This is a genomic window from Pseudomonas sp. SDO5271_S396 (assembly GCF_054071795.1).
On record NZ_JBSVWB010000053.1, the window covers coordinates 1 to 21060 of the forward strand.

Below are 21060 nucleotides of genomic sequence, written 5' to 3' on the forward strand. Positions count from 1 at the left end.
ACCGAGGTGATGCTATCGCAGGCAAGCCAGCTCCCACATAAGTCCGCTCCCAGATTTGAGCAGCGGTATTACGAAACCAGACTCGCCTTCACCAGCTTGGCCTGTTCGTCGGCGTGGTACGAGGACCGAACCAGCGGGCCGGACGCAACGTTCTTGAAGCCCATCTTGTAGCCTTCCTCGGCGAACCAGGCGAAGGTGTCCGGGTGCACGAAACGCTGCACCGGCAAGTGGTTTCGGGAGGGTTGCAGGTACTGGCCCAGGGTCAGCATGTCGATGTCGTGTTCGCGCATGCGCTTCATGACTTCGATCACTTCATCATCGGTTTCGCCCAGGCCCAGCATCAGGCCGGATTTGGTCGGTACGTGCGGCATCATCTGCTTGAATTTCTGCAGCAGGGTCAGCGACCACTGGTAGTCCGAACCCGGACGCGCTGCCTTGTACAGGCGTGGCACGGTTTCCAGGTTGTGGTTGAACACATCCGGCGGCTCGGCAGCGGTGATTTCCAGCGCCACATCCATACGGCCACGGTAGTCCGGTACCAGGGTTTCGAGCATCACGTTCGGCGACAGCTTGCGGATCTCGCGGATGCAGTCGGCAAAGTGCTGGGCACCGCCGTCACGCAGGTCGTCGCGGTCCACCGAGGTGATCACTACGTACTTGAGCTTGAGGTCGGCGATGGCCACGGCCAGGTTTTCCGGCTCGCTGGTGTCCAGTGGCTTCGGACGGCCATGGCCCACGTCGCAGAACGGGCAACGACGGGTGCAGATGTCACCCATGATCATGAAGGTGGCCGTACCGCCGGAAAAGCACTCGCCCAGGTTCGGGCAGGACGCTTCTTCGCACACGCTGTGCAGCTTGTGCTTGCGCAGCAGGGCCTTGATACGGTCGACTTCCGGCGAAACCGGGATACGCACGCGGATCCAGTCAGGCTTCTTCGGCAGTTCGGTGGTCGGAATGATCTTCACCGGGATGCGTGCAACCTTCTCGGCGCCGCGCAGCTTGACGCCGGCTTCCACCTTGGCACGCGGGGCCGGGGCTGGACGGTCGGTAACGTCCACCGTCGGGATCATGGTTTGCACTGCATCAGTAGTCATAATCAGTCGATTCCGCCCGTAAGGGTCGTCTGCTCAGCATAGTCGAGGTGTTTGACGAGCTGCGCACGCAGCCGGGCACTTACCTCGGCAAATTTAATCGGTGTGGCGTGGTCGCTCAGTTGCGTCATCGCCAGCCCTGCGTAACCACAGGGGTTGATCCGTCGGAACGGCGCCAGGTCCATGTCCACGTTCAAGGCCAGGCCGTGAAAGGAACACCCGTGGCGAATACGCAGCCCCAGGGACGCGATTTTCGCGCCGTCGACATACACGCCGGGCGCATCGGGCTTGGCCGCAGCGGTCACGCCGTAGCTGGCCAGCAGCTCGATCAGGCAAGCCTCCATCCGGCTGACCAGATCGCGCACGCCAAAACCCAGCTTGCGCACGTCCAGCAACAGATAGGCGACCAGTTGACCGGGCCCATGGTAAGTCACTTGGCCACCTCGGTCGACCTGCACCACCGGAATATCACCCGGAACCAGCAGATGCTCGGCCTTGCCGGCCTGCCCCTGGGTGAACACCGGCGGGTGTTCCACCAGCCAGACTTCATCGGGGGCCGAGCTGCCGCGCTCGTTGGTGAACCGCTGCATGGCATGCCAGACAGGCTCGTAGTCCATCTGGCCGAGCTCGCGAAAGCCCAGGACACTTGACATCAAAGCACCATGTGCACGAAGCCGGTGGCCCGCAGTTCGCTGTTGATGTTGTAGAGCTGGTCCTGATCGGTGGCCAGGATATACAGCTGGGTCGTGGTGTATTTACCCGTGCTGCTTTGCCGCTCCACGGTCTTGCCCAGGTTGATCTCGGCGTGTTTGGACACGATGGCGATCACCTCGGCTTCCCGACCGACGCCCGTATCGCTGATCACTTTGATCGGATAATCGGCCTGGGGGAATTCGATCTTTGGCGCCTTTACTTCTTTATCGGTCATGGCGTAACGGCCTCGTAAGCGTAAGCCGTGGCGACGGGCAAAGCCCCGCGTCGGGTCGACACGGGGCTTTGCAGGTGCACACTATCAGTTGAACAGGCTGTAGAAGAATAGACGGATGCTATCCCAGACGCGGCGGAAGATACCACCTTCGTCAACGGCGTCCAGCGCGATCAGGTCGGCGCTGTGGACCACCTTGTCGTCCAGCTTCACTTCGACCTTGCCGATCACGTCACCCTTGGCAATCGGGGCCACCAGGTGCGGGTTCATGGTCATGCTGGCCGCGAGCTTTTTCAGCTGGCCTTTAGGCATGGTCAGGGTCAGGTCTTCAGCCAGGCCGGCCTTGACTTGCGAGGTCGAGCCCTTCCAGACCGGCGCGGTCGCCAGCTCTGCACCCTTCTGGTAGAAGGTCTGGGTTTCGAAGAAACGGAAGCCGTAGGTCAGCAGTTTTTGCGTCTCGGCCGCACGGGCCTGCTCGCTGTTGGTACCGAACACCACGGCGATCAGGCGCTGGCCGTCACGTACCGCGGAAGACACCATGCAGTAGCCCGCCTCTTCGGTGTGGCCGGTCTTCAGGCCGTCGACGGTCTTGTCGCGCCACAGCAGCAGGTTGCGGTTAGGCTGCTTGATGTTGTTCCAGAAGAACTCTTTCTGGGAGTAGATCGCGTAGTGCACCGGGTCGACGCGGATGATCGCGCGCGCCAGGATCGCCATGTCGTGAGCCGACGAGTAATGCTCAGGGTTCGGCAGGCCGGTCGGGTTCATGAAGTGGCTGTTGGTCATGCCCAGGTCGGCCACGGTTTTGTTCATCATGTCGGCGAACGCATCTTCGCTGCCGGCGATGTGCTCGGACAGCGCCACGCTGGCGTCGTTGCCGGACTGGATGATGATGCCGTGCAGCAGGTCACTCACGGTAACTTGCGAACCTACCTTGATGAACATCCGCGAACCGCCGGTGCGCCAGGCGTTTTCGCTGACGGTCACCGGGTCGTTCTCGCCGATCTGGCCGCGACGGATTTCCAGGGTCGCAATATAGGCCGTCATCAGCTTGGTCAAGCTGGCCGGGGGCAAGCGCTGGTCGCCATTGTTCTCCACCAGCACGTTGCCGCTGGCGGCATCCATGAGCACCCAGGACTTGGCGGCGAGTTGCGGGGCAGCCGGCATCATTTCCACGGCCCAGGCAGCCGGGGTGATGATCAGCGAGATAAGCAGGCACGTGCGTTTGGCTAAGGTGGTGATGTTCATCCGTCTCTCGAAATTGCTAATGGAAACTTGCCCTTGCGGGCAAAACGAGTCAGACAGCCCGTTGCCAGACTGTCGCGTGTTCGGTTGCATGCCCACCCCTTGCCCCCGGGTTTTTATTGTTCAACGAGCCAACAACCTGGGCCCAGGCCCGATCCCGGGCTTGAGCTTTCAATCTGTGTAACGCTTATTCGGCGGTGACCACGCTGGGTTGCCCCAGGTTGGCCAAGCGCACGCTGTTCTGTACCTGGGCGACTTCACTCGGCGAGCCGATCGGCCCCATGCGGACGCGGTGCAGGGTCTGCTGGTTGCGTACGATGGAACTGATGAACACCGGTGCACTCACCATGCTGCTCAGCTTGGACCTTAACAGTTCTGCCGCATCCGGGTTGGCGAAAGCGCCGACCTGCAGGTATTGACCACCGGCTGCCGCGCCACCCGGCATGGCCTGGGGCACGGGTACCGAGTCCGTCGCATGCTGCTGCGGCGGCGGGGTCCACTGCTCGACCTTGCCGGCCGAGGCGATCTGCGGTTGCGGGGTCTGCGGCTCGTTGAGCATCAACGGCGCCGGCTTGCCACGCTGGGCCCAGTATTGCGCCGGGTCGATGCCTTCGACCTTCACCCGCGCAGTACCGGTTTCGGCGTAGCCGAGTTTCTTCGCGGCCGCGTAGGACAAGTCGATGATCCGGTCCGAATAGAACGGCCCGCGGTCGTTGACCCGCAGGATCACCGTGCGGTTGTTGTCCAGGTTGGTCACGCGCACATAGCTGGGCAGCGGCAGGGTCTTGTGGGCCGCACTCATGCCGTACAGGTCATACACTTCGCCGTTGGCGGTGTTCTGGCCATGGAACTTGGTGCCGTACCAGGATGCCGTGCCCGATTGCACGTAGGTCTTGGACTCTTGCAGCGGAAAGTAGGTCTTGCCCAGGACGGTATACGGGTTGGCTTTATAAGCACCGGTATGCAGGGTAGGCGTGGCGTCCGGGATTTTCGAGACATCCACGTCCCACCACGGTGCGCCGTCTTTGTGGGCGCGGTTGATGTCCAGCCCCGGTTGGGAGCGTACGGCCGTACCGCCGGACTTCTGTGCCGGACCACGGCTGGTGGAGCAACTGACAACCAGCAAGGACAACGCGGCGAACGCCACCAGCTTGAGCGGTTTATTGATCGGCGATACCCGCATTACTTGACGCCCCGTGCTTGGACCAGCATGTCTGACAGCTGATGCACGGCCATGGCGTACATCACACTGCGGTTATAACGCGTGATTGCGTAGAAATTCTTCAGGCCCATCCAGTATTCAGGGCCGTTTTCGCCTTCCAGACGGAACGCCGTCACCGGCATGTCGTCGCGTGGCGCATTCTGACTCGACCAGCCCAGCGCCCGCAACTCCCCGACGGTCTTGGCCGGCTCGATGCCTTGGGTCAGGCCTTCGTCGGCGCGATCTCCGGAAATATCGGCACGGATCACCACCGGCTCGCCCGCGACCCAGCCGTGGCGCTTGAAATAGCTGGCCACACTGCCGATGGCGTCGTCAGGGTTGCTCCAGATATTGATATGCCCGTCGCCGTCGAAGTCCACTGCGTAGGCGCGGAAACTGCTCGGCATGAACTGCGGCAAGCCCATGGCACCGGCGTAGGACCCCTTGAGCGTTAGCGGGTCGACCTGCTCTTCACGGGCCAGCAGCAGGAATTCGCGCAGTTCCTTGCGGAAAAACTCGGCGCGGGGCGGGTAATCGAAGCCCAGGGTCGACAGAGCATCGATCACCCGATAGCTGCCCGTGTTGCGCCCGTAGAAGGTTTCGATGCCGATGATCGCGACAATCACCTGGGCCGGCACGCCGTATTCCTGCTCCGCACGGGCCAGCACGGCCTCGTGCTGACGCCAGAAGTCCACGCCCCGGGCCACGCGGGCGTCGGTGAGGAACATCGGGCGGTATTCTTTCCACTGCTTGACCCGCTCGGCGGGCCGGGAGATGGCGTCGAGGATTGCCTGCTTCTTCTGGGCCTCGCGAAACACGCCCATCAACTGTTCACCGGCAAAGCCGTAGTCGCGGGTCATTTCACCGACGAATTCGGCGACCTGGGGTGAGCCATCATAGTCACCGGCCCGCGCCTCCTGCGTTGCTCCCAACAAGCCGATCAGGCCCATCCAGGACGCATGCCGAGTCGCCCAGCCGCGCATTGCTTGCATTGACATCTTCACCTTATTCAAACCTGCGCGATCCACTTGCGATGCGTGTGAATCGACATCAAAACCCCAAACGCTGACAGCAATGTCACCAGCGAAGTTCCGCCGTAGCTAATGAATGGCAACGGCACCCCAACCACCGGCAACAGGCCACTGACCATACCGATGTTGACGAAAACGTAAACAAAAAAAGTCATGGTCAAGGCGCCGGCCAGCAGTTTGCCGAACAGCGTCTGCGCCTGCGCGGTGATCACCAGCCCGCGACCGATCAGCAGCAGGTAGATCAGCAACAACGCGCAAATGCCCACCAGGCCGAACTCCTCGCCCATCACCGCAATGATGAAGTCTGTGTGGCTCTCGGGCAGGAAGTCCAGGTGCGACTGGGTACCCAGCAACCAGCCCTTGCCGAAGACGCCGCCGGACCCGATGGCTGCCTTGGACTGGATGATGTTCCAGCCGGTGCCCAGCGGGTCGCTTTCCGGGTCGAGGAAGGTCAGGATCCGCTGCTTCTGGTAGTCATGCATAAAGAAGAACCACATGGCCACGGCCACCGGTACCGCCGCTGCCAGCACGCTGAGGATCCAGCGCCAGCGCAGCCCGCCCATGAACAGCACGAACGCGCCGCCCGCCAGGATCAGCAGCGAGGTGCCGAGATCCGGCTGGCGCACGATCAGGATGAACGGCACGCCGATCAGGATCAGGCTGATCCCCACATGCTTGAGCTGCGGCGGCAAAGTGCGCTTGGACAAATACCAGGCGATGGTCGCCGGCATGAGGATCTTCATGAATTCCGACGGCTGGAAGCGAATCACCCCCGGGATGTTGATCCAGCGGGTCGCACCCATGGCGTTGTGGCCCATCACGTCCACCACCACCAGCAACAACACGCCCGCGACGTAACCCAGGGGCACCCACCGCGCCATGAAACGCGGCTCGAGCTGGGCGATCACCACCATCGACAACAGGCCCAGACCGAACGAAGACGCCTGCTTGATCAGCAGGTCCCAGTTCTTGCCGCTGGCCGAATACAACACGAACAGGCTGCCGGCGGCGAGCGTCAACAGCAGGATCAGCAAAGGGCCGTCGATGTGCATGCGTTGCAGCAACGTCGCCCGGCGACGCATCACGTCTTCACTGGAGAGGATGCGGTCAAAATTACTCTTCACGGGCCGTAACCTCGGTGCTTGAAGGGGGGCCGCCATATTCGGGCTTGAGCCTGCCGTCGTCGGCCAACAGCCAGGCGTCCATCACTTGGCGCACCACGGGCGCCGCGACGCCGGAGCCGGACTCGCCGTTCTCGACCATGACCGCCACCACGATTTTAGGGTCATCCGCCGGCGCGAAACCGACAAACAGCGCGTGGTCACGGTGGCGTTCCTGAACCTTGGAACGGTCGTATTTTTCGCCTTGCTTGATCGCCACCACCTGGGCGGTACCGCTCTTGCCGGCAATGCGATACTGCGCGCCGATCGCCGCCTTGCGCGCGGTGCCCCGGGCGCCATGCATCACTTGCTGCATGCCGTGGTTGACCTTGGTCCAGTCCGACGAATCGCGCAACACGATGTCGGGAATCGGGTTCTCGTCCACCGGCTTTTCGCCTTCGATGGTCTTGGCCAGGTGCGGACGATTCCAGATGCCCTTGTTGGCCACCAGTGCCGTGGCCTGCGCCAGTTGCAGCGGCGTGGCTTGCATATAGCCCTGGCCGATACCGAGGATCAGGGTTTCACCCGGGAACCACGCCTGACGGCGGGTCGCGCGCTTCCACTCGCGCGATGGCATCAGGCCAGGCGATTCCTCGAACATGTCCAGGGAGACCTTCTGCCCCAGGCCGAACTTGCCCATGTACGCGGACAAGCGGTCGATGCCCAGCTTGTGGGCCAGATCGTAGAAGTAGGTGTCGTTGGAACGCATGATCGCGGTGTCCAGGTCGACATAGCCGTCACCGGTGCGGTTCCAGTTACGGTATTTGTGGTCGTAATTGGGCAGCATGTAATAGCCCGGGTCGAACACCCGGCTGGTGGCCGTGACCACGCCCGCGTCCAGGCCGGCAATCGCCACCGCCGGTTTGATGGTCGAACCCGGCGGGTACAGGCCACGCAATACACGGTTGAACAGCGGACGGTCGATGGAGTCACGCAGCTCGGCGTAAGCCTTGAAGCTGATACCGGTCACGAACAGGTTGGGATCGAAACTCGGCTGGCTGACCATCGCCAGCACTTCGCCGGTCTTCGGGTCCAGAGCGACCACCGCACCGCGCCGGCCGCCCAGCGCCATCTCGGCCGCTTCCTGCAGACGAATATCCAGGCTCAGCACAATGTCCTTGCCCGGCACCGGGTCGGTACGCTTGAGCACCCGCAGCACACGGCCACGGGCGTTGGTCTCGACCTCTTCATAACCCACCTGGCCATGCAGCTCGGGCTCGTAGAAGCGCTCGATGCCGGTTTTGCCGATGTGGTGGGTGCCGCTGTAATTCACCGGATCGAGGCTTTTCAGCTCTTTCTCGTTGATCCGCCCCATATACCCCACGGAGTGGGCAAAGTGCGGGCCTTGCGGGTAATGCCGCACCAGTTGCGCCACCACTTCCACACCGGGCAGGCGGAACTGGTTGACCGCGATTCGCGCAATCTGCTCTTCGGTCAGCTCGAACAGGATCGGCACCGGCTCGAATGGCCGGCGCCCCTGCTTCATGCGTTTCTCGAAGATCACCCGGTCTTCCGGGGTCAGTTGCAGCACCTCGATGATCACATCGAGCACTTGCTGCCAATCGCCGGAGCGCTCGCGGGTCATGCTCAGGCTGAAGCTGGGCCGGTTGTCCGCGACCACCACACCATTGCGGTCGAAAATCAGCCCCCGGGTCGGCGGAATCGGCTGCACATGCACCCGGTTGTTTTCCGACAGTGTGGAGTGATAGTCGTACTGGATCACCTGCAGGAAATACAGGCGCGCAATCAACACCCCGAGCAGGGCCACCACCAGAACCGCGCCAAACACCACCCGCGCGCGTACCAGACGTGCGTCTTTCTCATGGTCCTTGATACGGATCGGCTGGGTCATCGAGAGGGGCGCAGATTATTTGTGGTAAGGGTGCCCGGACAGGACTGTCCAGGCGCGATACAACTGTTCACCGATCAGGATCCTTACCAACGGGTGCGGCAGCGTCAACGCCGACAGCGACCAGCGCTGGTCGGCCCGCGCACAGACTTCCGGCGCCAGCCCCTCGGGGCCGCCGACCATGAAGTTGACCGTACGCGAGTCCAGGCGCCAGCGATCCAGTTCCACCGCCAGTTGCTCGGTACTCCAGGGCTTGCCGTGCACTTCGAGGGTGACGATGCGCTCGTTGGGGCCGACCTTGGCCAGCATGGCCTCGCCTTCCTGACGGATAAAGCGCGCCACGTCGGCATTCTTGCCCCGGGTGTTGAGCGGTATCTCGACCAGGTCCAGCGACAACTCGGCGGGCAGACGCTTGGCATATTCATGCCAGCCCTCCTCCACCCACTTGGGCATGCGTGAACCGACAGCAATCAGACGCAGGCGCACAGCCGTTCCTTATTCCTGGTCTTTGTTCAGCTTGTCGAAGTGTGCATGGCCCACTTCCGGGCTGTGGTGCTTGCCATCGGCGGCACGGCTCTGCTCGGCGCCCATCCACAGGCGCTCCAGGTCGTAGAACTGGCGAGCGGCGCTGGTCATCATGTGCACGATGACGGTGTCCAGGTCGGCCAGCACCCAGTCGCTGTCGCCCTTGCCTTCTTCACCCAGCGGCTTCACGCCCTGGGCTTTGACGGCTTCGCGCACCTTGTCCAGCATCGCGCCGATCTGGCGGTTGGAGGTACCGGTAGCGATGATCATGTAATCGGTGATGCTCTGCTTCTCACGCACGTCCAGGACCTGAATGTCCTGAGCCTTCACGTCTTCCAGCGCGGCGACGGCCAGTTGTACCAGCGCTTCGCCTTCAGGCACCGGGCCGGCCTGGGTTTCAGGCGGCAACGGCGCACTCTTGAAGGTGCCTTTGCGCTTAACTTTGCTTACGTCTTTGTTGGTCATAAAAAACTCGTTTTGCTCATATATTCGGGCGCTCGCTACACGTTTATTCGTGTCTTCAAGCGCGCCTGTTCAGTTCGACGCACGGTACAGATCGTGCGCATCGATGTAGGCCAGGACCGCGTCAGGCACCAGGAACCGTACCGACTTCCCGCTGGCCAGCAGTTGACGGATCTGGGTGGCCGACACCGCAAGCGGGGTCTGCCAGACGAATGCAATATTCCCGTTCGGCCCGGTCAGGGCCAAGGGGTCACTTACCGACCGCGCGGCCAGCAGGTTGCGCAAGGCATCCGGCGGTTCGCTGTCGGCATCCGGGCGTTGCAAAACCAGGATGTGGCAATGCTGGAGGAGTTCTTCCCAGCGATGCCAAGAGGGCAGGCCGCAAAATGCGTCCCAGCCCAAAAGCAGAAACAACTGGTCATCCGCGGCCAACTCGGCGCGCATCAGTTCCAGGGTGTCAACAGTGTAGGACGGTTTATCGCGCTTGAGCTCGCGGTCGTCCACCACCAGCGGCGCGATACCTTCCACGGCAAGGCGCACCATTTCCAGACGCTGCTGCGGTGACACCTGCGGCGTATCGCGATGGGGCGGCCGTGCGTTGGGCATCACGCGCAGTTCATCCAGCGCGAGGGCATCCGCGACTTCCAGGGCACTGCGCAAATGGCCGATGTGCACGGGGTCGAAGGTGCCGCCGAGCAGCCCGATGCGTTTACCCATCAAGTGCGCACATGACCGTCGCCGAACACCACGTACTTCTCGCTGGTCAGCCCTTCGAGACCAACCGGACCGCGGGCGTGGAGCTTGTCGGTGGAAATACCGATCTCCGCCCCCAGGCCATATTCGAAGCCGTCGGCAAAACGTGTCGAGGCGTTGATCATCACCGAAGCGGAATCCACTTCATTGAGGAAACGCCGGGCATCGCTGAAATGCTCGGAAACAATGGCGTCGGTGTGCTTGGAGCCGTAGGTGTTGATGTGCTCGATGGCCTGATCCAGGTCGTCGACAATGCGGATCGACAGGATCGGCGCCGTGTATTCGGTGTACCAGTCTTGCTCGGTGGCTTCGATCACATCCGCACCCAGCAACGCACGGGTACGCTCACAACCGCGCAGCTCCACGCCCTTGTCGCGGTAGATGGCCGCCAGAGGTGGCAACACGCGCTCGGCGATGCCGACGTGCACCAACAGGGTTTCCATGGTGTTGCACGGCGCGTAGCGCTGGGTCTTGGCGTTGTCGGCGATGCGAATCGCCTTGTCGATGTCGGCGGCGATGTCGATGAACACGTGGCACACGCCGTCCAGGTGTTTGATGACCGGCACCTTGGCATCGCGGCTGACGCGCTCGATCAGGCTCTTGCCCCCGCGCGGCACGATCACGTCGACGAACTCGGGCATGGTGATCAGCGCACCCACGGCGGCGCGATCGGTGGTTTCCACCACTTGCACCACTTCGGCGGGCAAATCGGCCACGGCCAGGCCCTGCTGAATGCAGGCCGCAATGGCGCGGTTGGAATTGATCGCCTCGGAACCGCCCCGCAGGATGGTGGCGTTGCCGGACTTGAGGCACAGGCTCGCGGCGTCGATAGTCACGTTCGGACGCGACTCGTAAATGATGCCGATCACGCCCAGGGGCACGCGCATCTTGCCCACCTGGATACCGGACGGCAGGTAGCGCATGTCGCGGATTTCACCGATGGGGTCAGGCAGCTTCGCCACCTGACGCAAGCCTTCGATCATGTCGTCGATACGCGCCGGGGTCAGCGCCAGGCGGTCCAGCAGGGCCGGTTCAAGGCCATTGGCGCGGCCGTTGGCCAGGTCCAGCTCGTTGGCGGCAGAAAGCTCGGAGCGCGCAGCATCCAGAGCATCGGCGGCGGCCAGCAGGGCACGGTTCTTCTGCGCGGTACTCGCGCGGGCGATCAACCGCGAGGCCTGACGGGCAGCGCGACCCAGGCGGGTCATGTAGTCAAGAACGGACTCAGTCATGGTCGGGGAGTCTTGGCAGGGAGGAAAGCGGCAGATTATAGCTGTGACGCCGTCCTACGGACAGCGGTGAGGGGCGGATGGTCGAAATGAACTGTAAAAACTTGAGGTTCAGCGGTAATTAAGGCGGGAGTTGTTATGATTCCGTCACATTTAGCCGCATCCACTGCCCAGCGCCATGCCCAGTCCGTCGCCCCAACACCCCGCCAGCGCCCTGCCCGACAGCTTTTTCGACCGGGATGCGCAGATTCTTGCGCAAGCCTTGCTTGGAAAAATCATCCGCCATCGCGTGGGCGAAACCTGGCTTTCGGCGCGAATCATTGAAACCGAAGCCTATTACCTGGCCGAAAAAGGCAGTCACGCGTCGTTGGGCTACACAGAAAAGCGTAAGGCTTTGTTTCTGGATGGTGGCCATATCTACATGTACTACGCCCGTGGCGGCGACTCCCTGAACTTCAGCGCCCACGGCCCGGGCAATGCCGTACTGATCAAATCGGCGTATCCCTGGGTCGACGAACTGTCCGGCCCAGCCAGCCTGGCGCAGATGCAATCGAACAACCCGGACGCCAACGGCAATCCCAGGCCCGCGCAGAAACTGTGTGCCGGCCAGACCCTGCTGTGCAAGGCGCTGGGGTTGAAGGTGCCGATGTGGGACGCCAAGCGCTTCGACCAGGAACAGCTTTACGTGGAAGACGTGGGCCAAACGCCAGCCCCCATCATCCAGACCACCCGGCTGGGCATCCCCAACGGGCGTGACGAACACTTGATGTACCGCTTCGTCGATGCGGGCTACGCGCCTTACTGCACCCGGAACCCGCTGCGCCGGGGCCAGGTCGAAGGTCGCGATTATCGTTTGATTGAATGAAATGAGCGTTGAAACCTGCAGTCCCGCAGTTCCGATGTGGGAGCGGGCTTGCCCGCGATTGCGGTGCGTCAGCCACAGACTACTTCACTGACAGGCCGCATTCGCGAGCAAGCCCGCTCCCACAGTTGATCTTCAGCGTTTCAAGTCATGTATTGCATAGAGGGAGTGACGTTTTATGGGCCAATGGCTCGATAGCATTACCGGCTGGCTGACCCTGAACCCCGAATGGCTGGCGGTGGCGGTATTCATCGTCGCCTGCGTGGAGTGTCTGGCCATTGCCGGGCTGATCGTGCCAGGCACGGTATTGCTGTTCGCCATTGCCGCTCTCGCCGGCAGCGGAGCGCTGTCATTGAGTGAAACCCTGTTGCTGGGCTTCCTGGGCGGGCTGCTGGGTGACGCGGTTTCCTACTATCTGGGCCGACATTTCCACCAGAACATCCGGCGCCTGCCCGGTCTGCGTCACCACCCGGAATGGATGAACAGTGCCGAAACCTACTTCCACAAGTACGGTATCGCCAGCCTGCTGGTAGGACGCTTCATCGGCCCGCTGCGCCCGATGCTGCCGATGGTGGCGGGCATGTGCGACATGCCCTTCCCGCGCTTTGCCCTGGTGAGCATTGTGGCGGCAGCCGGCTGGTCGGTGGCCTACCTGCTGCCGGGTTGGGCGACCGGTGCCGCGTTCCGCCTGCCGCTGCCGGAAGGTTTCTGGCCCGAGGCCGGGATTGTTGCGGCCTGTATCGCGGTGCTGTTGGGGTTGAGCTTGAACAGCAGCTTGCGCGGCCATCGTCGTGCCACCTTGTGGATCGGCTGCGCGAGCCTGACCTTGTTGATCGCGCTGTTTATCGGCTACCCCCACCTCAATGACTTCGACCAGGGCCTGAGCGCGCTGGTGCAGGAACATCGCAGCCCCTGGCTGGACCAGGCCATGGTGATGGTCACCCAACTGGGCGAGTTCAAGAAGATGTTCGTCGCCAGTGCCGTATTCACCGGCCTGCTGCTACTGGCGAGACAATGGCGGCACGCGCTGTTCGTCGGCGTCACGCTGGCGGGATCGGCGGTGATCAACACGGGCACCAAGCTGTTTTTCGCCCGTGGCCGCCCGGAAATCCTGACGGACCCGCTGACCAGCTTCAGCATGCCCAGCGGCCACGCCTCAGGGGCGTTTGCGTTTTTCCTGGCGCTGGCGATACTCGCCGGACGCGGCCAACCCACGCGGTTGCGCCTGACCTGGCTGCTGCTGGGTTGCATCCCTGCCGCGTTTATTGCGTTGTCGCGGGTATACCTCGGCGCCCACTGGCCGACGGACATTCTGGCCGGCACGCTGCTGGCGATGACAGTCTGCGCATTGAGCCTGACGGCCTTCGAGTACCGCACACCCTTGCCCGCCATGTCGCAAAAAGCGTGGTGGCTGGTGTTGCCGGCGGTGGCGGCGGTGCTCGGCTTCATCGCGTTTACCGGTACGCCCCACGCCTTGCTGCGGTATGCCTATTAAGCGAACAACTCTCCCTGCAACTCGTCGAGCAAGATCTGGATCGCATCCAGCCGCTGCTGCGGGTCGTCGAGTTGCAACAGGTCAATTTTGTCGGCCTCGGTGAACGGCAGCAGGTAGGCCAGCTGATTGCCCAGGGCCTGCTGGCCGTCGGCATGGGTGCCCATGTCGAGGGAAGCCACCATCGGGTGCTCGGCCAACGCGTGGAGCAAGGCCAACAGGTCGGCATCCTCGTCTTCCAGCGGTTGCTCCGGCAGTTCTTCCAGCCACTGCACCTCGGCCACCAGCAGTTGATCCTTCTGCACGCCGGCATCCCGCACGCGAAAACGGCGCCCACCTTCGACACGAATGCCCAGCAGGCCGTTGTCCTGCTGCTTGAAGTCGCGGATCAACGCCTCGCAGCCGATCAGCGCGTAGCCGTCCGGCGCCTGACCCACTTCCTGGCCGTCGAAGATGCACACCACGCCAAAGCTTTCGCCCTTTTTCATGCAACGGCTGATCATGTCCAGGTAACGGGCCTCGAACAGTTGCAGGTCGAGGGTGCAACCCGGAAACAGCACGGTGTTGAGCGGGAACAGCGCCAGACTCATAAAGGTTTCCTTAAACCCGGTTTAAACGATCACCGACACGGCCAGCGGCAGGAACACCGCCGTGGCCACGCCCATCAGACTCATGGCCAGCGCCGCAAAGGCGCCGCACTCTTCGCTTTCCTGCAGCGCCACCGAGGTGCCTACCGCGTGCGCGGTCATGCCCAGGGCCATGCCGCGCGCCTCCGGGCTGTGTACCCCCAGACGCGACAGATACGCCGGGCCGATCATCGCGCCAATCACCCCGGTGATGAGTACGAACACCGCTGCCAGCGCCGCCACGCCGCCGATCTGCTCGGCCACCAGCATGGCGATCGGCGAGGTCACCGACTTGGGCGCCATGGTCATCAACATCCTGTGTTCGGCACCGAACCCCCATCCCAGCAGCACACACAAGCCGGTTGCCACCAGGCCGCCTATCACCAGCGTAGTAAAGATCGGCCAGAACAATTGGCGAATCCGTCGCAGGTTCAGGTAGAGCGGCACGGCCAGCGCCACCGTCGCCGGGCCCAGCAGAATGCCCATGATCTGGGTACTTTCGCGGTACTCGGCGTAGCTCAAGCCACAGGTCAGCAACACGCCGATCACCAGCAGCATGGACACCAGCACCGGCTGCAGGAAAATCCAGCGGGTTTTCTCGAACCCGGCCAGCACCAGTTGATAAGCCCCCAGGGTGATGCCGATACCGAACAACGGGTGATGAATCACCGCCGTCCACGCGCCCTGCCAGTCGAAGGTCATTGGTCCTTCCCCTTGCGCTTGATCATCTGCTGCATCAGTACGCCGACGAACCCCATCGCAATGACCAGCGACAGCACCAGCGCACCGATGATGGCCCAGAAGTCGGCGGCGATATCCTTGGCGTACACCATGACCCCTACTGCGGGCGGCACCAGCAATAACGGCAGGTAACGCAGCAAGCTGCTGGCCGCCAGGCTCAAGGGCTCGCCGACTTCGCCCTTCCAGACCAGAAAACCAAGCATCAGCAGCAGCCCGATGATCGGCCCAGGCAACACCGGCAGCAGCAAGTGATTGAGCGCCGTGCCGAGCAATTGGAACAGCACCAGCCAGGTCAGCCCTCGTAACAGCATCCGTTCATCCCCCTTTTAAAGCGTGCCGGCATTATAAGCACGCCAGCCCTATGCTTCGGCATTCGCCAAAAGCATGGTGGGTTGACCGGCCCGGTTGCCCATGATGATCTACCATGGTTTTCGCACACCGATAAAAACCGATGAACCCAGGAGAGACGCAATGCCCTATGTACCCGTAGCGCAGCTCAAAGATTATGTCGGCAAGGAACTGGGACGTTCCGAGTGGCTCACCATCGATCAGGCACGCATCAACCTGTTCGCTGAAGCCACGGGCGACCATCAGTTCATCCACGTCGACCCGGTCAAGGCGGCGCAAACTCCGTTTGGCAGCACCATCGCCCACGGCTTCCTGTCGCTGTCGTTGCTGCCCAAGCTGATGGAAGACCTGCTGATCGTGCCCGAGGGGCTGAAGATGGCGGTCAACTACGGCCTGGACAGCGTGCGCTTCATCCAGCCGGTGAAGGTCAATTCCAGGGTGCGCCTGAACGTGACCCTCAACGACGTCACCGAGAAAAAACCTGGCCAATGGCTGCTCAAGGCCACCGCCACCCTGGAAATCGAAGGCCAGGAAAAACCGGCTTACATCGCAGAGTCGTTGTCACTCTATTTCGTGTAAGCCCGCACCTGTGGTGGGGACCCGAACCTCACCACAGGGTATGTAAATTTATGTATGAAACTCGCAGCTGCGGCATACTCGGCGCTCAATTATCCGGATCCCGCTATGCGCCCACTCGCTCCCCTTGCCCTTGCCCTTTTGCTCACCGCTTGCGGAGACGGCGAATCGCTGCTGCCGCCCGACGCGCGCCTGCCCGACGGCGGCCGCTACCGGGGCGATGTAGTCAATGGTCTGCTGCAAGGCCAGGGTCGTGTGGACTACCCCAACGGCAGTTGGTACGCCGGCCAGTTCGACAAGGGCCAGTGGCATGGCCAGGGCGAATGGCATGGCAGCAACGGTGAAGTCTATAAAGGCGACTTCCAGCAGGGCCTGTTCGATGGCCAGGGCAGCCTGACCACCGCTGGCAGCCACTACGTGGGTGGCTTCAAGCAGGGACGGCGCAATGGCGAAGGCACCCTCAAAGAGGGGCAGATGACCTATCGCGGCGAGTTCAAGGACGATCAGTATTCCGGTCTCGGTCGCCTGGAGCTTGCCGACGGCAGCCAGTACCAGGGCCAGTTTGCCCACGGCAAACCGAACGGCGAAGGCCAGCGCAACGACGACAGCGGCAATCAGTTCAGCGGCCATTTTGTCGACGGCCAGTTGGAGGGCAATGGCACCTTCAACAGTGCGGACGGCGATATCTACGTCGGCCAGTTCAAGCAGAACCAGCTCAACGGCAAGGGCCGTTATGAAAACGCTGACGGCGATGTGTGGATCGGCCAATTCAAGGAAGGCGCACTCAGCGGCAAGGGAGAACTGATCGGCGTGGACGGCAGCCATTATGTCGGCCAGTTCGCCGACTGGCGCTTCACCGGCGAAGGCCGTCTGAACCTCACCGATGGCAGCTTCTATATCGGTGGTTTCGACAGCGACAGCTACCAGGGCAAAGGCACCCTGGTGCTCACCGACGGCACGGTTCAGGCCGGCACCTGGGTCAATGGCATGCGCGTGCGTGATGCCGATGGCAAGCTGCTGCCCGACCCGCTGGAGATCGGCGTACTCGCCCAGGGCCGCCTGCTGGAGGCGGCCCTCGCCGCCGTGCCCGCCTCCACCGCCGCCGTAGAGCTGTACACCCTGGCCGTGGCCGGCGACGGCAAACAAAGCGTGTTCCTGCGCGAAGCCGATTACGTCAGCAACATGCTCGCCACCCGTTTCGGCGCGCGCGGCCAGATTCGCCTGGTCAACCACCGTGATCACATCGCCGACCGTCCGCTGGCGACCCGCGAAAGTCTGCGCCGTGCCATCCAGACCCTGGCCGAGCGCACCGGGCCGGAAGACCTGGTGTTTATCTACATGACCAGTCACGGCACCCACGAACACGAACTGGTGCTGGACCAACCGCGCATGGAGTTGGCCGACCTGCCCGCCGATGAGCTGGCGGCGGTGATGGCACCGTTGAAAAACCGCGACAAGATCATTGTGATTTCCGCCTGCTACTCCGGCGGTTTCATCCCGGCGCTCAAGGACGACCGTACCCTGATCATGACCGCATCACGGGCTGATCGCGTGTCCTTCGGCTGCTCTGAAGAAGCCGACTTCACCTACTTCGGCGACGCCCTCTTCGCCCAAGCCCTCAACCAGACCGACGATTTGCAGCAAGCCTTCAAGCTGGCACAACAGCATGTGGCCGAGCGCGAACAGGCGGACAACTTCGAAGCGTCGGAGCCGCAGATCTGGGCCCCCAAAGGTGTCATCGCCCACTGGCAATTATTACGCAAGCAGCAGGCACGAAAGGCGCTCGAAAGCGTCTCAATGAATAGCAAGGAAGCCAAAGGCAACTAAGCTGAACTGTGTAACAAGGGGGAAACACCATGTACCTGACGCCTCAGCATATCCTGCTTGCCGGAGCCTCCGGCCTTACCGGCGAACACCTGCTCGATCGCCTGCTCAACGAACCCACCGTCACCCGCGTGCTGGCACCCAGCCGCAAGCCCCTGGCCGAACACCCCCACCTGGAAAACCCGGTGGGCGACCCCGCCGTATTCCTGCCGCAATTGAGTGGCCGTGTCGATCTGGCGTTCTGCTGCCTGGGCACGACCATCAAGCAGGCCGGCTCCGAGGCGGCCTTTCGCGCGGTTGACCTGGACATGGTGGTGGCGTTCGCCAAGCGTGCGCGGGAAATGGGCGCGCGGCACCTGATCGTGATCAGCGCGATTGGCGCCGATCCGAAATCCTCGATTTTCTACAACCGCGTCAAGGGTGAAATGGAACAGGCGCTCAAGGCGCAGGACTGGCCGCAACTGACCATCGTGCGGCCATCATTGTTGCTGGGGGAACGCCTGGAACCACGGCTGGCCGAGCAATTGGCCGGACCGCTGTCGCGCCTGATTCCAGGCAAGTATCACGGTATCGAAGTGTGCGAACTGGCCCGGGCCATGTGGCGCCTGGCGCTGGAAGAGCAGGATGGGGTGCGGGTGGTGGAGTCGGATGAGTTGCGCAAGCTGGGCAAATGATTCTGTGGTGGCCGGACTGGCCTTATCGCAGGCAAGCCAGCTCCCACATTTGATCGAGTTCGCACAGTTCCAAATGTGGGAGCCGGGCTTGCCCGCGATGAGGTCAACCCAGGCGATAAATCACTAAAGGCCACCAGTGGCGTTGAATCCCACGCCCAACACCGTCAATACCGACAACGGCAACAACAACGTATCGAGCAACGCACTCGCCGGCAGATCCACACCGGGATAAGCCGGCGCCTCGGCGCCAAACCTGTCCTTGGCGCAGCAGCCACCATTCATTGCATATAAATTCAACCGCGTGCCGGCATACACCACCGGCGCGTTCGGTTTCGCCGCGTCCAGCGTGCGCGCAGTAGCGCAGCCCGCAAGCTGCACTGCGAGCACCACCATCAGCGCCTTATTCATCGCTGCTCAAATGGTGTTCGCCCCAACGCGGCAGCATGTCCTGAGGGATATTGAGCAGGTTGAGAATGCGCGCCACCACAAAGTCCACCAGGTCATCGATGGTCTGCGGCTGGTGATAGAAGCCAGGCGATGCCGGCAAAATGGTCACGCCCAGGTTCGACAACTTGAGCATGTGTTCCAGGTGAATGCTCGAATACGGCGCTTCGCGCGGTACCAGGATCAGTTGGCGACGCTCCTTCAAGGTCACGTCCGCCGCGCGTTCGATCAAGTTGTTGCAGGCGCCCGTGGCAATCGCCGACAGGGTGCCGGTGGAACACGGCACCACCACCATCGCCGCCGGCGCACCAGAGCCCGAAGCGACCGGCGACATCCAGTCTTCCTTGCCATACACCTTGATCTGTCCCGCCGCCGCGCCGGTGTATTCGGTGAGGAACGCTTGCATCGTCTGCACCTTGGCCGGCAGCGCCACGTCGGTCTCGGTGGCCAACACCAACTGCGCGGCCTTGGAAATCAAGAAATGCACCTCGCGGTCTTCGCGCACCAGGCAGTCGAGCAGGCGCAAGCCATATGGCGCGCCCGATGCGCCGGTCATCGCCAGGGTGACGCGTTCCGGGCCGCTCATTTCAGCGCCTCGGCCAGTTTGCCGTGCAGGCCACCGAAGCCACCGTTGCTCATGACCACCACGTGGGTACCGGGCTTGGCCTGGCGCTTGACGTGGTCGATGATGCCTTCGATGGAGTCACGCACGGTGGACGGCACCGTGCACAGCGCGGCAATGCCGGGCAGGTCCCATCCCAGATTGGCCGGCGCGTACCAGACCGCCTCATCGGCATCGTTCACGCTTTCCGGCAAGCCGTCGCGGTGCGCGCCCAGCTTCATGGAATTGGAGCGCGGCTCGATGATCGCAATGATCGGCGCGTCACCGACCTGCTTGCGCAAGCCGTCCAGGGTAGTCGCAATCGCCGTCGGGTGGTGGGCGAAGTCGTCGTAGATCGTGACGCCATTCACCTCGGCGACTTTTTCCATGCGCCGCTTCACGCTCTTGAAGGCACTCAATGCGGCAATGCCCATCGACGGCACCACGCCAACATGCCGCGCAGCCGCCAGGGTCACCAACGCATTGGCGACGTTGTGCTGGCCGGTCATGCCCCAATCGACAACGCCTTGGGCTTCGCCCTCGAACAGCACCTCGAATCTGGAACCGTCGTCACTGAGCAACCGGACCTGCCACTGCCCGCCAGCACCGGTGGTTTGCACCGGGGTCCAGCAGCCCATGTCGATCACGCGTTGCAAGGCGGGTTCGGTAGTGGGATGAATCACCAGGCCTTCACTCGGAATAGTGCGCACCAGATGGTGAAACTGCCGTTCGATGGCTGCGAGGTCCGGGAAGATATCCGCGTGATCGAATTCCAGGTTATTGAGGATCGCCGTACGCGGACGGTAGTGGACGAACTTGGAGCGCTTGTCGAAAAAGGCGCTGTCGTATTCGTCCGCCTCGATCACGAAGAACGGCGTATCGCCCAGGCGCGCCGACACCGAGAAGTTCTGCGGCACACCACCGATCAGGAAACCCGGGCTCATGCCGGCATGCTCCAGCACCCAGGCCAGCATGCTGCTGGTGGTGGTCTTGCCATGGGTACCGGCAACCGCCAGCACCCAGCGACCTTGCAGCACATGGTCCGCCAGCCACTGCGGGCCCGACACATACGGCAAACCTTTATTGAGTACGTATTCGACCGCCGGATTGCCACGGGACATGGCATTACCGATCACCACCAGGTCCGGGACCGGGTCGAACTGGGACGGGTCATAACCCTGGGTCAGTGCAATGCCCTGGGCCTCGAGCTGCGTGCTCATCGGCGGGTAAACGTTGGCATCGGAGCCCGTGACGTGATGCCCCAACTCTTTGGCCAGCACCGCCATCGACCCCATGAACGTACCGCAGATACCGAGAATATGAATGTGCATAGTCGACCTCGTAAAACATCGAGGCAGGTTAGCGCAGGGCGGGGTAAATCGCACTCTTTAGCTGTCGGGCGGCGGC

23 protein-coding genes are annotated in these 21060 nt (G+C 62.4%); 5 read left to right on the forward strand and 18 right to left on the reverse strand.

Going from position 1 to position 21060, the window contains the following annotated elements; genetic code table 11:
• Positions 1-68: 68 nt before the first annotated feature.
• The 12 genes from lipA to ACW9IN_RS25685 form a co-directional block, all read right to left on the reverse strand.
• Positions 69-1070 (reverse strand): lipoyl synthase, encoded by a 1002-nt coding sequence (lipA, locus tag ACW9IN_RS25630; RefSeq protein WP_457368499.1) that lies wholly within the window; start codon positions 1068-1070, stop codon positions 69-71.
• Positions 1071-1096: 26 nt separating this feature from the next.
• Positions 1097-1744, reverse strand: a complete 648-nt coding sequence (gene lipB, locus ACW9IN_RS25635) for a lipoyl(octanoyl) transferase LipB (protein ID WP_457368464.1) — start codon at positions 1742-1744, stop codon at positions 1097-1099.
• Positions 1744-2019: a DUF493 domain-containing protein gene (locus tag ACW9IN_RS25640; protein ID WP_457368465.1), complete on the reverse strand. Its 276-nt coding sequence runs from the start codon at positions 2017-2019 to the stop codon at positions 1744-1746. Before ACW9IN_RS25640 ends, lipB begins: the two co-directional genes overlap by 1 nt.
• Before the next feature lie 84 nt (positions 2020-2103).
• The gene (locus tag ACW9IN_RS25645) at positions 2104-3261 is read right to left on the reverse strand and encodes a D-alanyl-D-alanine carboxypeptidase family protein (protein ID WP_457368466.1); all 1158 of its coding nucleotides are present in this window, start codon (positions 3259-3261) and stop codon (positions 2104-2106) included.
• Between the two features lie 184 nt (positions 3262-3445).
• Entirely contained in the window at positions 3446-4441 is a 996-nt protein-coding gene (locus ACW9IN_RS25650) for a septal ring lytic transglycosylase RlpA family protein (RefSeq protein WP_457368467.1), read from the reverse strand.
• The gene (gene mltB / locus ACW9IN_RS25655; protein ID WP_457368468.1) at positions 4441-5451 is read right to left on the reverse strand and encodes a lytic murein transglycosylase B; all 1011 of its coding nucleotides are present in this window, start codon (positions 5449-5451) and stop codon (positions 4441-4443) included. The genes ACW9IN_RS25650 and mltB overlap by 1 nt, the downstream gene beginning before the upstream one ends.
• Before the next feature lie 17 nt (positions 5452-5468).
• Complete coding sequence (gene rodA, locus ACW9IN_RS25660; RefSeq protein WP_042570827.1) at positions 5469-6572, reverse strand: rod shape-determining protein RodA; 1104 nt, start codon at positions 6570-6572, stop codon at positions 5469-5471.
• Positions 6573-6603: 31 nt separating this feature from the next.
• Positions 6604-8502 carry a penicillin-binding protein 2 gene (gene mrdA / locus ACW9IN_RS25665; protein WP_457368469.1) on the reverse strand — a complete coding sequence of 633 codons (1899 nt, stop codon included), beginning with the start codon at positions 8500-8502 and terminating at the stop codon, positions 6604-6606.
• A gap of 15 nt (positions 8503-8517) precedes the next feature.
• Positions 8518-8985 carry a 23S rRNA (pseudouridine(1915)-N(3))-methyltransferase RlmH gene (gene rlmH / locus ACW9IN_RS25670; RefSeq protein WP_457368470.1) on the reverse strand — a complete coding sequence of 156 codons (468 nt, stop codon included), beginning with the start codon at positions 8983-8985 and terminating at the stop codon, positions 8518-8520.
• Positions 8986-8994: 9 nt separating this feature from the next.
• On the reverse strand, positions 8995-9489 hold the full coding sequence (rsfS, locus tag ACW9IN_RS25675) for a ribosome silencing factor (protein WP_457368471.1): 495 nt from the start codon (positions 9487-9489) through the stop codon (positions 8995-8997).
• Between the two features lie 69 nt (positions 9490-9558).
• Positions 9559-10203, reverse strand: a complete 645-nt coding sequence (nadD, locus tag ACW9IN_RS25680) for a nicotinate-nucleotide adenylyltransferase (protein ID WP_457368472.1) — start codon at positions 10201-10203, stop codon at positions 9559-9561.
• A complete protein-coding gene (locus ACW9IN_RS25685) occupies positions 10203-11468 on the reverse strand; it encodes a glutamate-5-semialdehyde dehydrogenase (RefSeq protein ID WP_457368473.1) in 1266 nt (421 codons plus the stop codon). Before ACW9IN_RS25685 ends, nadD begins: the two co-directional genes overlap by 1 nt.
• Before the next feature lie 175 nt (positions 11469-11643).
• On the opposite strand from ACW9IN_RS25685, the gene ACW9IN_RS25690 reads away from it, so the two are divergent.
• Positions 11644-12330, forward strand: a complete 687-nt coding sequence (locus ACW9IN_RS25690; RefSeq protein ID WP_457368474.1) for a DNA-3-methyladenine glycosylase — start codon at positions 11644-11646, stop codon at positions 12328-12330.
• A gap of 175 nt (positions 12331-12505) precedes the next feature.
• Positions 12506-13822: a bifunctional DedA family/phosphatase PAP2 family protein gene (locus ACW9IN_RS25695; protein ID WP_457368475.1), complete on the forward strand. Its 1317-nt coding sequence runs from the start codon at positions 12506-12508 to the stop codon at positions 13820-13822.
• Here the strand turns inward: ACW9IN_RS25695 and ACW9IN_RS25700 are convergent.
• From ACW9IN_RS25700 to ACW9IN_RS25710, 3 genes are read right to left on the reverse strand one after another with little or no spacing between them, the layout of a single operon-like run.
• Entirely contained in the window at positions 13819-14409 is a 591-nt protein-coding gene (locus ACW9IN_RS25700) for an LON peptidase substrate-binding domain-containing protein (protein WP_457368476.1), read from the reverse strand. The genes ACW9IN_RS25695 and ACW9IN_RS25700 overlap by 4 nt on opposite strands.
• Positions 14410-14430: 21 nt before the next feature.
• Positions 14431-15147 (reverse strand): LrgB family protein, encoded by a 717-nt coding sequence (locus ACW9IN_RS25705; RefSeq protein WP_457368477.1) that lies wholly within the window; start codon positions 15145-15147, stop codon positions 14431-14433.
• Positions 15144-15497, reverse strand: a complete 354-nt coding sequence (locus ACW9IN_RS25710) for a CidA/LrgA family protein (RefSeq protein WP_457368478.1) — start codon at positions 15495-15497, stop codon at positions 15144-15146. Before ACW9IN_RS25710 ends, ACW9IN_RS25705 begins: the two co-directional genes overlap by 4 nt.
• A gap of 160 nt (positions 15498-15657) precedes the next feature.
• On the opposite strand from ACW9IN_RS25710, the gene ACW9IN_RS25715 reads away from it, so the two are divergent.
• From ACW9IN_RS25715 to ACW9IN_RS25725, 3 genes are all read left to right on the forward strand, one after another.
• Positions 15658-16113, forward strand: coding sequence for a MaoC family dehydratase (locus tag ACW9IN_RS25715; protein WP_457368479.1), 456 nt, complete (start codon positions 15658-15660; stop codon positions 16111-16113).
• Positions 16114-16218: 105 nt separating this feature from the next.
• Positions 16219-17937 carry a C13 family peptidase gene (locus ACW9IN_RS25720; RefSeq protein ID WP_457368480.1) on the forward strand — a complete coding sequence of 573 codons (1719 nt, stop codon included), beginning with the start codon at positions 16219-16221 and terminating at the stop codon, positions 17935-17937.
• 29 nt (positions 17938-17966) lie between these two features.
• Complete coding sequence (locus ACW9IN_RS25725) at positions 17967-18608, forward strand: oxidoreductase (protein WP_457368481.1); 642 nt, start codon at positions 17967-17969, stop codon at positions 18606-18608.
• 123 nt (positions 18609-18731) lie between these two features.
• On the opposite strand, the gene ACW9IN_RS25730 is transcribed toward ACW9IN_RS25725, so the two are convergent.
• The 3 genes from ACW9IN_RS25730 to mpl are packed head-to-tail and all read right to left on the reverse strand — an operon-like array spanning position 18732 to position 20984.
• Positions 18732-19016: a YceK/YidQ family lipoprotein gene (locus ACW9IN_RS25730; protein WP_457368482.1), complete on the reverse strand. Its 285-nt coding sequence runs from the start codon at positions 19014-19016 to the stop codon at positions 18732-18734.
• Entirely contained in the window at positions 19009-19638 is a 630-nt protein-coding gene (gene ubiX, locus ACW9IN_RS25735; RefSeq protein WP_457368483.1) for a flavin prenyltransferase UbiX, read from the reverse strand. The genes ACW9IN_RS25730 and ubiX overlap by 8 nt, the downstream gene beginning before the upstream one ends.
• Positions 19635-20984 (reverse strand): UDP-N-acetylmuramate:L-alanyl-gamma-D-glutamyl-meso-diaminopimelate ligase, encoded by a 1350-nt coding sequence (mpl, locus tag ACW9IN_RS25740; protein ID WP_457368484.1) that lies wholly within the window; start codon positions 20982-20984, stop codon positions 19635-19637. The genes ubiX and mpl overlap by 4 nt, the downstream gene beginning before the upstream one ends.
• Between the last annotated feature and the right edge of the window lie 76 nt (positions 20985-21060).

Bases quoted from the DNA above. Each gene is read 5' to 3' on its own strand.
- rsfS (WP_457368471.1), bottom strand. From the start codon at position 9,489: ATGACCAACAAAGACGTAAGCAAAGTTAAGCGCAAAGGCACCTTCAAG.
- ubiX (WP_457368483.1), bottom strand. From the start codon at position 19,638: ATGAGCGGCCCGGAACGCGTCACCCTGGCGATGACCGGCGCATCGGGC.
- ACW9IN_RS25730 (WP_457368482.1), bottom strand. From the start codon at position 19,016: ATGAATAAGGCGCTGATGGTGGTGCTCGCAGTGCAGCTTGCGGGCTGC.
- ACW9IN_RS25640 (WP_457368465.1), bottom strand. From the start codon at position 2,019: ATGACCGATAAAGAAGTAAAGGCGCCAAAGATCGAATTCCCCCAGGCC.
- lipA (WP_457368499.1), bottom strand. From the start codon at position 1,070: ATGATCCCGACGGTGGACGTTACCGACCGTCCAGCCCCGGCCCCGCGT.
- ACW9IN_RS25720 (WP_457368480.1), top strand. From the start codon at position 16,219: ATGCGCCCACTCGCTCCCCTTGCCCTTGCCCTTTTGCTCACCGCTTGC.
- ACW9IN_RS25725 (WP_457368481.1), top strand. From the start codon at position 17,967: ATGTACCTGACGCCTCAGCATATCCTGCTTGCCGGAGCCTCCGGCCTT.
- ACW9IN_RS25700 (WP_457368476.1), bottom strand. From the start codon at position 14,409: ATGAGTCTGGCGCTGTTCCCGCTCAACACCGTGCTGTTTCCGGGTTGC.
- ACW9IN_RS25650 (WP_457368467.1), bottom strand. From the start codon at position 4,441: ATGCGGGTATCGCCGATCAATAAACCGCTCAAGCTGGTGGCGTTCGCC.
- mpl (WP_457368484.1), bottom strand. From the start codon at position 20,984: ATGCACATTCATATTCTCGGTATCTGCGGTACGTTCATGGGGTCGATG.
- rodA (WP_042570827.1), bottom strand. From the start codon at position 6,572: ATGCGTCGCCGGGCGACGTTGCTGCAACGCATGCACATCGACGGCCCT.
- nadD (WP_457368472.1), bottom strand. From the start codon at position 10,203: ATGGGTAAACGCATCGGGCTGCTCGGCGGCACCTTCGACCCCGTGCAC.
- ACW9IN_RS25715 (WP_457368479.1), top strand. From the start codon at position 15,658: ATGCCCTATGTACCCGTAGCGCAGCTCAAAGATTATGTCGGCAAGGAA.
- ACW9IN_RS25685 (WP_457368473.1), bottom strand. From the start codon at position 11,468: ATGACTGAGTCCGTTCTTGACTACATGACCCGCCTGGGTCGCGCTGCC.
- ACW9IN_RS25695 (WP_457368475.1), top strand. From the start codon at position 12,506: ATGGGCCAATGGCTCGATAGCATTACCGGCTGGCTGACCCTGAACCCC.
- ACW9IN_RS25645 (WP_457368466.1), bottom strand. From the start codon at position 3,261: ATGAACATCACCACCTTAGCCAAACGCACGTGCCTGCTTATCTCGCTG.
- mrdA (WP_457368469.1), bottom strand. From the start codon at position 8,502: ATGACCCAGCCGATCCGTATCAAGGACCATGAGAAAGACGCACGTCTG.
- lipB (WP_457368464.1), bottom strand. From the start codon at position 1,744: ATGTCAAGTGTCCTGGGCTTTCGCGAGCTCGGCCAGATGGACTACGAG.
- ACW9IN_RS25710 (WP_457368478.1), bottom strand. From the start codon at position 15,497: ATGCTGTTACGAGGGCTGACCTGGCTGGTGCTGTTCCAATTGCTCGGC.
- mltB (WP_457368468.1), bottom strand. From the start codon at position 5,451: ATGCAAGCAATGCGCGGCTGGGCGACTCGGCATGCGTCCTGGATGGGC.
- ACW9IN_RS25690 (WP_457368474.1), top strand. From the start codon at position 11,644: ATGCCCAGTCCGTCGCCCCAACACCCCGCCAGCGCCCTGCCCGACAGC.
- ACW9IN_RS25705 (WP_457368477.1), bottom strand. From the start codon at position 15,147: ATGACCTTCGACTGGCAGGGCGCGTGGACGGCGGTGATTCATCACCCG.